Raw genomic sequence first — 12,283 nt, forward strand, 5'->3', positions numbered from 1 at the left:
AATCTTTGTGGAACAAACAACAGGATCGAACCAATGGCACGCGTGCGCTGTATCACCGAGATGGGCATGGGCGTCGATGTTCACGGGCGCGACGCCACCAAGGCGGCCAAGCGGGCGGTCTCGGATGCGATCCGCCATTCCAGCCTCGGCTTTGTCAGGATGCTGGGGAAGACGCCGCACGACATGTTTGTCGATGTCACCATCGGCGTTCCGAACCCGGACGCGGTTGACACGTCAGCGGTCGCGAAGGAACTCCCCTACGGGACGGTGACCGTCAAGGCGGTCAAAGGCGGATTGGACATTCCGGCCGAAAGCGGCGGCGATGCCATCACCATTGCCAACGCGGCGGTGATCGTGAGTTTGGACGACGGCAAGTGAGTGGGGACGGACAGCGAAGATGGCGCATGACGTAGGCCACGGGCGCACCGAAGCGGCTGCGCCGCTGACGTCAGAGCAGTTTCCTGTCGGCGATGGCCACGAACTCTATGTCGAGAGTGTTGGCCGCGAAGGTGGCATTCCGGCCGTATACCTCCATGGCGGTCCGGGATCCGGTTGCCAGCCGGATCATCGCCGGCTGTTTGATCCCGAGCGTTTTCATGCCGTGCTGTTCGACCAACGCGGCTGCGGCCGCAGCCGGCCGAAAGGCAGCCGCGACAACAATACGACGGCGCATCTGATCGCCGACATGGAAGCGATCCGAAAAAAGTTCGGCTTCGAACGCTGGATGGTGGTCGGCGGCTCCTGGGGCGCCACGCTGGCGCTCGCTTATGCGGAGGCGCACCCGGAGCGCGTTTCAGGCCTCGTGTTGCGTGCGACCTTTCTCGGCACGTTCGAGGAGATCGAAGCCGGCTTTGGCCAAAGGCTTTCCTGCTTCTATCCCGAGCTGTATGAGGATTTTCTGGGCCTTCTCCCCGAGGCGGAGCGTGACCGGCCGCTCGAGGCCTATTGGCGCCGCATCCTCTCCGACGACGCCGCCGTGCATGGACCCGCGGCGCGCGCCTGGCACGACGTCGAGCGCATCTTGTCGGAGCACGCACCGAAACGCACACGGCTCGATGCTGCGGCAATAAAATCCGGCAAAGGCTTGCCCGCAACCCCCTTCATGGAAGCGCATTATTTCGTCAACGACTGCTTCATGCGGCCGAACCAGATTCTCGAAGACGCCGGCAGGCTCACCGGTATTCCCGGCATCATCGTGCAAGGCCGCTACGATTTGCTCTGTCCGCCCGCGACCGCTCACGCGGTCGCCAAACGCTGGACCGGCAGCGAAATCCGCATCGTTGAAGGCGCGGGTCACACGCTCTACGACCCTGGCATACGCGACGCCGTGACGAAGGCTATTGCTGACGTCGCGTCATTGATGTCCGCGGGCGATGCGGCAAGTTCTGCTACTTGAAGTAACTCCGCTGCCCGGTCTGGATCAGTTCGTACAAGCCTTTGATGTCGTTTCCCCGGCGTGTGTAATTGTGCCAGTCCTTGTAGGCCGAGAAATCCAGCGTCGCGATCGCGGTTTCCAAAGGAACGCCGTCGGCCACGGCCTTTTTGACCGTTGCATATTCGTAATTGATGAACCCGGCGAGGTCCGTTACGTCGGCGCGCGTCGCGATATCGCCGTGAGGCGGCATCACGACATCGACATCCATTTTCGCGACATCCGTCAGAAGCTTGACCCAGTTTTCTGGCGATGGCGTGAAATTCATGTTGGGCATGCTGCGCTTACCGAACGCACCGGAGGTGAAGACGGCTCGGGCGTGAGGAAAGAAAACGAACGTATCTCCCGGATTCTGACCGGGCCCGCGGTATGCAAGATGCACTTCACGCCCGCCCAGATGAATGGTCAGGTCTTTGGAGAAGGTCAGGCTCGGTAGCGTCAGTTTCACTTCGCCCGGATCATAATGACGCGCCTTGAAAAACGGCTGGCGCCGGGCGAACTCCTTGTCCGCGACCTGTGCCATGATACGGGCCGTGTCTTCATGGGCGACGATGTTGGCTCCCAACGCCTTGAACACCGAATTTCCGTAGGTGTGATCGCCGTGGAAGTGCGTGTTCACCACCCATTTGACCGGCTTGTCGGTGATCTTACGAATGCGATCGAGCAGATCTTGGCCATCGCGAGGATGTTGACGCGTGTCGACAACCAACACGCCCTCATCGGTGATCAGAAAAGCCGAGTTGGACGAGGTCTCGTCATAAAGAAAATAGAGATCGGGGGCGACCTGACGTTCGACGATCTCCTTTGCGGCGCCGCCGGTCTGTGTCTGCGCCTGGCAGGAAACGCCGGCCCAAACCAGCACGAAAGCGCAGATGAAGCCTTTGAACATGACCGTGATCCTCGTCGAAGAACCGTTTCGGTCCGCATAGTCCGCGTCGCAAATGCAGATCGAGGCACGCCTGTATCTCGGGGGAATGACGGCGTCCGGGACGAATGAGTGCTGATCCCGGCGCCCGCCAATCAGGCGGGCGTTACAAGGTCGACCCGGCCGTTATCGAGATTGTAGACCGCGCCCACGACGAGGACCTTTTTGTCCGTCACGTATTTGTCGATGATCGGACTCGCGGCCTTCAGCTTCTCGACGTTCAGAATGACGTTCTGCTTGATGGCGTTGTCGAGCGCATCGCCGGATTGATCGGCCGTTGCCTCGACGGCGGGTCGGAGGGCGGAAACCAGCGATGGCAGGTGTCCCGGCAGCGTCGTTTTGTCCTTCAGCGATTTGATCGCCGCGTCGATGGCGCCGCACGACTTGTGCCCGAGCACCATGAGCAGCGGCACGTTGAGGACAGCAACGCCATATTCGAAGCTTGCGATCACGTCGTCGTTGAGGAAATTTCCGGCAACACGGCACACGAACAGGTCGCCACGGCCGCTATCAAAGGCGTATTCCGGCGCGATGCGGGAATCCGCGCAGCTCAGGATGCCGGCATAGGGGTTCTGGCCTTTGGTCAGCGCCTCGCGCTCGTTGATGAAATCGTGCCGCTTGGCAAGCCCGCGCACATAGCGGCGATTGCCCTGCATCAGAATCTTCAAGGCATCATTCGGAGACACGACATTCTGCGGCTTGGGCGGGGCTTTCTTGGCGAAGGCCATGCCCGGCATCGCAACACTGGCAGTCGCGGCAGCGGCAATCTTGAGAAAGTGGCGCCGCGAGGCAGCGGCATTATTGGCGGCATTATGATCGCAAAGTTGGCACATGAAGTTTCCCCCGGATGAATGCGGCCATCATCGTTGAGGCTTCTGCGGTTGTCGAGGTGTGCGGCCGCAGTAATCGGGGATTAGTCAATACATTATGTTTGAGGGAATGGCCGCTTGCAGCAGCCAAAGTTGGTGCCATCGCAATTGGCTGTTTGTCGGCATTCGCAGGCGCAAAAAAGATCAAACGGCTCACCCGGTTGCGGGTAGCGAACTTAAACGCGTTTGCGTGGGATAAATCCAGCCGCGCAAAACGCGCATCGTTGGTTGTTCCAGCAGGATGTAAAAAAGCAAACCCGACAGCATTCCAACCGCCACCATGGCCACGCACAAGAGCGCGGGCGAAAGTCCTGGCAGCAGCATCAACACCAGCGGCATCACCGGAGCATGGGCCAAATAAGTGCTATAGCTCAACTTGCCGAGAAACTCTGTCTTCGGTGAACTGAGACTGCCGCGTTTGGTCTCGAATGCCGCCAACCCGGCAATCATGAACGCCGCAGGGATGCCAAACGAGATATAATAGGGGCACGACACCAGCCACTGCTCGACCGAGCGTCCGATCCCGTAGCCGAAGAACCACGCAGCGCTTATTGCGGCGATGATCAAGCCGGCCCGCGCCGACAGCCGGGAATGGAGCAGCGCCGCAATCATGCCGAACAAAAACATGACGATAATGGGGTTGAGGAAAAACGAGGCCGGAAAGGTCATCGGCACATGGGACCGCTCAAGCACCACGATCGCAGTGCCCCACGCTGCGAACAGCAAGGCTCCGAACACAGGGCGCAACACGAGCAACAAGCAAAATGCCAAGTAAAACATCAGCTCGTAGTGCAATGTCCATGCGGGGGTGACATAGGGAAAGTCCCGCACGGACGTGGGAATCAAAAAGAAGTCACGCACGAACGTAGCTGCATTCAGCGGCTTGACGCCGCCGGTTATTGGAATCAGAGCGGCGGTAATGCCGAGCGCCAGCCAATACGGCGGGAAAATGCGCAGAAACCGTCGCAGGACATAGTTCGGGAGTCGAGACGGCTGCCCAAGATCCCCGCGGTGCGCAGTCAGGATGACAAAGCCGCTCAGCACGAAGAAAAAATGGATGCCATGATACCCAACGGTGAGGGCTCCGCCGGCCAGCTTGTGGCCGGTAAAAAACGAGGCGTGAAAGATCACCACCATGGTGGCTGCGATCAAGCGGGAAACGTCAAGAAGCCCGTAGCGCACGATTGCTCCAATCGATGCTCGATCTTGCGCAGAAAAAGTGAACCCGGCAATCGCGAATACCGCCAAGTTGACTGCAACCGAATGATGCTGTGGCAGGGAGACCGGGTGGGCAAGTGCCGGAAGTTGGACGAGGTCTCGTCACGGAGAAGCTGAAGATCGGGCCAGGCTGGCGTTATAGTATTTGCGTTGGTGAGTGACCTCGCGGCCCAGCCATTCCGGTCGTTTGAACGTGCTGCGGGTGGATCGAAGTTCGATTTCCGCGATGACAAGCCCGCGAAGATCGCCCTTGAACACGTCGACTTCGAAACTGGCCGTTCCTGCCTTCACCACATGCCGGGTCTTTTTGATGACGCGCCCTGTGCGAAGCTTCAACAGAGCCCGCGCGTCTTTGACCGGGATCGGATACTCGAATTCCGCGCGTGAGATTCCGGAGCGGGCACCCTTGATGGTGACGTATGCCGTCGTCCCGTCAATGATCCGCACGCGCACGGATACCGGGCCGGCGAGCACGAGGTAGGCCTGCTGGATGTCCTTTCCGCGCCTCGCCTGCTTGCGCCAGCTGTCGCCCGAGACAAGAAATTTCCGTTCGATTTCTCTGGCCATCACCGCTCCGGTTTGCCTATCCGTATCGTTCGTCTCAGGTTTCGACAACGCGTCTTGATCCGTATCCAACACTCAGGAGTGTCCCATGAATACAATTCGGCGGCGTTCAGTCGTACAGGGACTTGCGGCGACTGGTATTGTTGCGGCAACAGACCTCGGGGGCGCAGCGAGGGCACAACAGATGCAAGCCGAAACGGTTCTTCGCAACGGGCGCTTTACCACGCTCGATCGCAGCAATCCGCAAGCCGAGGCTGTCGCCATCAAAGACGGCCGCTTTGTTGCAGTCGGGTCGGAGCGGGAGGTCATGGCGCTGGCGGGCAGTGGCACCCAGGTCATCGATCTGAAGGGCCGCCGCGCGATTCCAGGACTGATCGACAGCCATCTGCACGTGATCCGTGGCGGGCTGAACTACAATATGGAGTTGCGTTGGGACGGCGTTCGCTCGCTGTCCGACGCGATGTCGATGCTCAAGCGCCAGGTGGCCATCACGCCGCCGCCACAGTGGGTGCGTGTCGTCGGCGGCTTCACCGAGCATCAGTTCGCCGAGAAGCGCCTGCCGACCATCGAGGAGATCAACGCGGTTGCGCCGGACACGCCTGTTTTCATTCTTCACCTGTACGACCGTGCGCTCCTGAATGCCGCGGCGCTGCGGGTGGTCGGCTACACCAAGTACACCCCGAACCCTCCGGCCGGCGAGATCGTCAAGGACGCTGCCGGCAATCCGACCGGCCTGCTGTTGGCGCAACCGAACGCCACGATTCTCTATTCCACACTCGCCAAAGGCCCGAAGCTGCCCGCGGAATACCAGCTCAACTCGACCCGGCACTTCATGCGTGAGCTCAACCGGCTCGGCATTACAGGGGCGGTCGATGCGGGCGGCGGCTTTCAGAACTATCCCGAGGACTATCAGATCATCGACCAGCTTCACCGCGACGGACAACTCACCGTTCGCATCGCCTACAATCTCTTCACCCAGCGGCCCAAGCAGGAGTTCGAGGATTTCGCCAGCTGGTCCAAGCAGGTGAAGCCAGGGCAGGGCGACGACACCTACCGGGTCAATGGCGCGGGCGAGATGTTGGTCTACTCGGCGGCGGACTTCGAAGACTTCCGCGTGCCGCGGCCGGAGATGCCGCCGAACATGGAGAAAGACCTCGAAAAGGTGATCCGCCTGCTCGCGGAAAACCGTTGGCCGTGGCGTCTGCACGCCACCTACAACGAGACGATCGGCCGCGCTCTCGATGTCTACGAAAAGGTCAACCGCGACATCCCGTTCAAGGGGCTCAACTGGTTCTTCGATCATTGCGAAACCATCGATCAGCGCAACATCGACCGGATCGCCGCGCTTGGCGGCGGTATCGCCGTCCAGCATCGCATGGCCTATCAGGGCGAATACTTCATTGAACGCTACGGTGCCAAAGCCGCAGAGGCCACTCCGCCGATCAGCCGGATGATGGCGGCGGGCGTTCCGATTGGGGCCGGCACCGACGCCACGCGCGTCTCGTCTTACAATCCATGGGTTTCGCTGGCGTGGCTCGTGTCCGGCATGACGGTGGGGGGCACACGGCTTTACCCGCCCAACAACCGCGTCGATCGGGAAACGGCGCTCCGGCTCTGGACCGAGAGCAACACGTGGTTCTCCGCGGAGCAAGGCAAGAAGGGTGTCATCAAGAACGGGCAGCTTGCCGATCTGGCCGTGCTGTCAGCCGACTTCATGTCGGTGCCGGAGACCGAGATTGCCGAGATCACGTCAGTGCTGACCTTGCTGGGCGGCAAGGCCGTTCATGGCGCGGAGGAGCACAAGGATGCGGCGCCGGCGTTGCCGCCGCCCATGCCCGATTGGTCGCCGGTGCGAAGCTTCGGCGGCTACCAGCAACGGCGGGCCGATGCTGCGACGAATTTGAAATTCGCCGCCGCTTGCGGCTGCGCCAGCTCCTGCAACATACACGGCCACGCCCATGCGGCTGCATGGGCGGCGAGCGCACCCGCAGCCGACCCGGCCAGCTTCTGGGGCGTCATGGGTTGCTCCTGCTGGGCCGTATAGGAGCATGTAGCAGCTCTCGAAGCGGCAATCGCATGTTGTCTCCCAGCAAGGAGGCAGCTTCGTGATCGGTGAACCAAATCGCGTGTCGGGCGTTCCACATCTGGGGCGGTCTGAGCAGACGCTGGCGGGAAGAGTTGAGGACGCGAACGGGGGTCCTTGTCTCGATCTTGCCGGCGGTTGCGTTCAGGGATTTGTTCATGAGCACCGCCAAGAAAACCAAGCCAGCCAAAACCAAGCCAGCCCTTCGCTCAAAAGACCGCCAGGAAATTGACGGTATTCGCTCCAAGGAAGAGCGGACATCGCCTGAATCTCAAATCCGGCAGCTTGCCGTCAACACCATCCGGACGCTGTCGATGGACGCCGTCCAGAAGGCCAATTCCGGCCATCCCGGCGCGCCGATGGGGCTTGCGCCGGTTGCCTATACGCTGTGGCAGAATTTTCTGCGATACGATCCCGATGATCCTCTTTGGCCGAACCGCGACCGGTTTGTTCTGTCCAACGGCCACGCCTCGATGCTGCTCTATTCGATGCTGCTCCTGACGGGCGTCAAGGACGGTGCTGGCGCACCGGCTCTGACGCTCGATGACATCAAGCACTTCCGGCAAATCGACAGCAAAACACCTGGCCATCCTGAGCACGGAAAAACGTGGGGCGTGGAAACAACCACAGGGCCGCTGGGACAGGGCTGCGGCAACTCGGTCGGCATGGCGCTTTCGGGGCGCTGGCTGGCCAGCCACTTCAACCGGCCGGATTTCCCGCTGTTCGGTTATGACGTTTATGCATTCTGCGGCGACGGGGACATGATGGAGGGCGTATCCAGCGAAGCGGCCTCGTTCGCCGGACATCAGAAGCTTTCCAACCTGTGCTGGATCTACGACAACAACCACATCAGCATCGAGGGAAGCACCGATCTCGCATTCGGTGATGACGTGGTGGCGCGCTTCAAGGCCTATGGCTGGAAGGTGCACCATCTCGAAGACGCCAACGACACCGCAGGCCTCGCCGCGTTTCTGGACGACTTCCGCCGGACGCGTGACGCGCCAACCTTGATCGTGGTCAACAGCCACATCGGTTATGGCGCGCCGCATAAGCAGGACACCGGCGCCGCACATGGCGAGCCGCTTGGCGAGGACGAGGTAAAACTCGCCAAGAAGAACTATGGCTGGCCGGCGGATGCCACATTCCTGGTGCCGGACGGCATCCACGAGCATTTTGCGCAAGGCATCGGCAAACGTGGCCGGGATCTTCGTGAGTCTTGGCAACGGCTCTTCGAGAAATATCGCGCCAAGCATCCAGAGTTGGCGGAGCAGGTCGATCGCATCGAGAAGCGCATTCCGCCGGACGGCTGGGATTCGGACATTCCGACGTTTGCTCCGGACGCCAAAGGCCTAGCGACGCGCGAGTCGAGCGGCAAGGTGCTCAACGCCATCGCGGTGAAATATCCCTGGCTGGTGGGCGGAGCGGCAGATCTTGCACCGTCGACCAAGACCAATCTGAAGTTCGAGGGCGCCGGCGATCTGGAAGCCAAAAGTCCGGGCGGCCGCAACATGCATTTCGGCGTCCGCGAGCATGCCATGGGTGCGATCCTGAACGGGATGGCGCTTTCAGGGCTTCGGGCGTTCGGTGCGGGCTTTCTGATCTTTTCCGACTATATGAAGCCGCCCATCCGCCTTGCGGCATTGATGGAGCTTCCGGTCCTCTATGTCTTCACCCACGACTCGATCGGCGTCGGCGAGGACGGGCCGACACACCAGCCGATCGAACAGCTCCTGTCGTTGCGCGGCATACCCGATCTCGTCACGCTGCGTCCGGCGGACGCCAACGAGGTGGTCGAGGCCTATCGCCTGATCATGACGCTGAACAACAGGCCGGTCTGTCTGGCCTTGAGTCGCCAGCCGCTGCCGACCTTCGACCGGACGCGTTATGCGCCTGCCGCAAATGTTTCACGCGGCGCCTATGTGCTGGCGGACTCCGATGACCCGGCGGTGATTCTGATCGGGACCGGCAGCGAGGTCAGCCTTTGCGTGGACGCGCACGAACGGCTCAAGAAAGAAGGGCTGTCTTCTCGGGTGGTGAGCATGCCATCCTGGGAACTGTTTGAGGCGCAGGAGCAATCCTATCGGGATGCAGTTTTGCCGCCCGAAATGACCGCCCGGGTCTCGGTGGAGATGGGTTCGACAATCGGTTGGGATCGCTACATCGGCGCCAGAGGTAAGGCGATAGGCATGCACAGTTTTGGCGCATCGGCGCCGCTCAAGGATCTGCTGACCAAGTTCGGGTTCACCGTGGATGCGGTGGTCGCGGCGGCGCGTCAGCAGATCGAGAAATCCAAGGGGCAACAACAATGAATCCGCAAACTCAAAGCTCGGCCAAGCCGCAGCAGGCAGCCGCCAATCCGCTCGCGGCGCTCCATCAGCACGGCCAGGCGCCATGGCTCGACTTCCTGGCGCGCAAGTTCGTCGCCGACGGCAGTCTCAAAACGCTGATCGAGCGCGACGGCGTGACCGGCGTCACGTCCAATCCGTCGATCTTCGAAAAGGCGATCGGCGGCAGCAGCGACTATGACGCGTCGCTCAGGAAATCGGAGGAGCAGGGCGACCGCGATGTGATGTCGCTCTACGAGGCGCTGGCCATCGAGGACATCCGGAACGCTGCGGACGTGTTGCTGCCGGTCTATAAAGCCACAAACGGCAATGACGGCTATGTCAGCCTCGAGGTGTCGCCCTATCTGGCGATGGATACCGACGCCACGATCGCGGAGGCGCAACGGCTTTGGCGCGCGGTGGGACGCGTCAATCTGATGATCAAGGTCCCTGCCACCGATGCGGGGCTGCCGGCGATCCGCCGTCTGATCGGCGAGGGCATCAACGTGAACATCACGCTGCTGTTCTCGCAGGATGTCTATCAAAAGGTCGTCGAAGCCTATCTGGCTGGATTGGAGGATTTGGTTGCCCATGGCGGCGATCCGAAGAAGATCGCGAGCGTGGCGAGCTTCTTCGTCAGCCGCATCGACGTCGCGGTCGACAAGCTGCTCGACGAGAAGATCAAAGCGGGCGCCAAGGACCTCGCGGCGCTGAAGGGCAAGGTGGCGATTGCCAACGCCAAGCTCGCTTATCAGCACTACAAGCGCCTGTTCGCCGGGCCGCGCTGGGACAAGCTCAAGAGCAAGGGCGCGCGGACGCAGCGCCTGTTGTGGGCGAGCACGGGCACCAAGAGCAAGGAGTACAGCGACGTCCTTTATGTGGACGAGTTGATCGCCGACGATACCGTCAACACGCTGCCGCCGGCGACGATGGATGCCTTCCGCGACCACGGCAAGGTCGCCGACAGCCTCGAAAAGAACATCGACGATGCCAAGAGCGTCATGTCGAAACTCGCGCAGGCGGGAGTCTCGATCGACGAGGTGACGCGGCAACTCGTCGACGAAGGCGTTCAGCTTTTTGCCGATGCATTCGACAAGCTGCTGGCCGCCGTCGCCCAGAAGCGCGCGGCCATCCTCGGCAAGAAGATCGACCCCCAGTCCTGGAAGCTCCCCGCCGATCTCGAAAAGTCCGTCAAGGCGACGCTGGAGCAATGGCGGGCGGACGGAAAGGTCCGTCAGCTTTGGACGGGCGACGCCAAGCTCTGGACCAACACGGACGAGGCCAAATGGCTCGGCTGGCTGGATATCGTCGCCGACGAATCCAAGCGGCTCGATCAGTTCAAGGCGCTTGCGAACGACGTTCGCCAGCAAGGCTTCACAGACGTGGTGCTGCTCGGCATGGGCGGCTCGAGCCTTGGTCCGGAGGTGCTTGCGGAGACCTTCGGCGTTCAGACCGGCGGTCCGCGTCTCTCGGTGTTGGATTCCACCGACCCGGCGCAAGTCCGCACGGTCGAGAGCAAGGTCAACCCGGCCCATACGCTCTTCATCGTGTCGAGCAAATCGGGCAGCACGCTCGAACCGAACGTGTTGAAAGACTACTTCTTCGATCGCGTCAAAACGGCTGTCGGCGCCGAGGCGGCCGGCTCGCACTTCGTTGCGATCACCGACCCCGGCTCAAGTCTCGAGAAAGAAGCGAAACGCGATCGTTTCCGGCACGTCTATTACGGCAAGCCCAACATCGGCGGACGCTATTCGGTGCTGTCTGCCTTCGGCGTCGCGCCGGCCGCGGCGATGGGTCTCGATCTCCCGCGTTTTCTCAATGCGGCAGAACTGATGGTGAGGTCTTGCGGAATCCACGTTCCGCCCGCCGAGAATCCGGGCGTCGCTCTTGGCGTGCTCCTGGGCGCCGCCGCCAAGGCAGGCCGCGACAAGGTGACGATTGTTGCCTCCAAAGCCATCGCAGACTTTGGCGCATGGCTCGAGCAGCTGATTGCGGAATCCACCGGCAAGCACGGAAAGGGCGTCATTCCCGTCGATGCCGAGCCGCTGGCCGATCCCAAAGCCTACGGCAACGATCGGCTGTTCGCCTACCTGCGTCTGGCCTCGAACCCGGACGCAGCACAGGACAAGATGATCGACGCCATCGAGGCCGCTGGGAATCCGGTGGTTCGGATCGAGCTCTCCGATCCCTATCAAATCGGGCAGGAGTTCTTCCGATGGGAAATCGCCACGGCCGTTGCCGGTGCGATCATCGGGATCAATCCGTTCGATCAGCCGGATGTCGAAGCCAGCAAGGTGCAGACGAAGGAGCTGACATCGGCTTATGAGAAATCGGGCTCGCTGCCGCCCGAGAAGCCGTTCTTTGAAGCCGGCGGCATCAGCCTGTTCGCCGACGCTCGCAACGTCGCAGCGCTCGGCAAGGCTTCGTCCCTGGTTGGTTATCTGTCGGCGCATCTCAAGCGGCTGCAGCCCGGCGACTATGCTGCGCTGCTGGCCTATGTCGAGCGCAACAAGCAGCACGGCGAAAGCCTGCAGGATATCCGCGTGATGATCCGCGATCGTCTGCGCATGGCAACCTGCGTCGGCTTTGGCCCTCGCTTTCTGCATTCCACGGGACAAGCCTACAAAGGGGGCCCCAACACCGGCGTCTTCCTCCAGATCACCTGCGACGACGCGGCGGACGTGCCGATCCCCGGCCGCTCCTACAGCTTCGGCGTGGTGAAGGCCGCGCAGGCGCGGGGCGATCTCCAGGTTTTGGAGCAGCGCCAGCGCCGCGCCTTGCGCGTGCATCTCGGCTCGCACGTCGCGGGCGGATTGGCCGCACTCAAGGACGCCATTCGCCAGGCGCTGGAATAAGCCCAATCGGTTG

At 61.5% G+C, this 12,283-nt stretch carries 9 protein-coding genes; 5 read left to right on the top strand and 4 right to left on the bottom strand.

All coding sequences use genetic code 11. The annotated features are described in order from the left end of the window. Positions 1 to 33: 33 nt before the first annotated feature. The gene (locus RHPLAN_RS13700; RefSeq protein ID WP_068018669.1) at positions 34 to 378 is read left to right on the top strand and encodes a Lin0512 family protein; all 345 of its coding nucleotides are present in this window, start codon (positions 34 to 36) and stop codon (positions 376 to 378) included. 19 nt (positions 379 to 397) lie between these two features. Then, positions 398 to 1,396, top strand: coding sequence for a prolyl aminopeptidase (gene pip / locus RHPLAN_RS13705; RefSeq protein ID WP_068018672.1), 999 nt, complete (start codon positions 398 to 400; stop codon positions 1,394 to 1,396). Here the strand turns inward: pip and RHPLAN_RS13710 are convergent. The 4 genes from RHPLAN_RS13710 to RHPLAN_RS13725 form a co-directional block, all read right to left on the bottom strand. Continuing rightward, complete coding sequence (locus tag RHPLAN_RS13710) at positions 1,389 to 2,321, bottom strand: MBL fold metallo-hydrolase (RefSeq protein WP_068018674.1); 933 nt, start codon at positions 2,319 to 2,321, stop codon at positions 1,389 to 1,391. The two genes, pip and RHPLAN_RS13710, sit on opposite strands and share 8 nt — an antisense overlap. Before the next feature lie 131 nt (positions 2,322 to 2,452). Continuing rightward, positions 2,453 to 3,190 carry a carbonic anhydrase gene (locus RHPLAN_RS13715; protein WP_068018677.1) on the bottom strand — a complete coding sequence of 246 codons (738 nt, stop codon included), beginning with the start codon at positions 3,188 to 3,190 and terminating at the stop codon, positions 2,453 to 2,455. A gap of 189 nt (positions 3,191 to 3,379) precedes the next feature. Next, positions 3,380 to 4,474 (bottom strand): acyltransferase family protein, encoded by a 1,095-nt coding sequence (locus tag RHPLAN_RS13720; protein ID WP_068018678.1) that lies wholly within the window; start codon positions 4,472 to 4,474, stop codon positions 3,380 to 3,382. 72 nt (positions 4,475 to 4,546) lie between these two features. Continuing rightward, positions 4,547 to 5,011, bottom strand: coding sequence for a CYTH domain-containing protein (locus tag RHPLAN_RS13725; protein ID WP_068031167.1), 465 nt, complete (start codon positions 5,009 to 5,011; stop codon positions 4,547 to 4,549). Positions 5,012 to 5,192: 181 nt separating this feature from the next. Between RHPLAN_RS13725 and RHPLAN_RS13730 the strand changes: the two genes are divergently transcribed. From RHPLAN_RS13730 to RHPLAN_RS13740, 3 genes are all read left to right on the top strand, one after another. Beyond that, positions 5,193 to 7,052, top strand: a complete 1,860-nt coding sequence (locus RHPLAN_RS13730) for an amidohydrolase (RefSeq protein WP_068018681.1) — start codon at positions 5,193 to 5,195, stop codon at positions 7,050 to 7,052. A gap of 197 nt (positions 7,053 to 7,249) precedes the next feature. Next, positions 7,250 to 9,400: a transketolase gene (tkt, locus tag RHPLAN_RS13735; RefSeq protein WP_084244852.1), complete on the top strand. Its 2,151-nt coding sequence runs from the start codon at positions 7,250 to 7,252 to the stop codon at positions 9,398 to 9,400. After that, on the top strand, positions 9,397 to 12,270 hold the full coding sequence (locus tag RHPLAN_RS13740) for a bifunctional transaldolase/phosoglucose isomerase (RefSeq protein ID WP_068018684.1): 2,874 nt from the start codon (positions 9,397 to 9,399) through the stop codon (positions 12,268 to 12,270). The genes tkt and RHPLAN_RS13740 overlap by 4 nt, the downstream gene beginning before the upstream one ends. Positions 12,271 to 12,283 lie beyond the last annotated feature (13 nt).

This window comes from Rhodoplanes sp. Z2-YC6860, assembly GCF_001579845.1.
Classification (GTDB): domain Bacteria; phylum Pseudomonadota; class Alphaproteobacteria; order Rhizobiales; family Xanthobacteraceae; genus Z2-YC6860.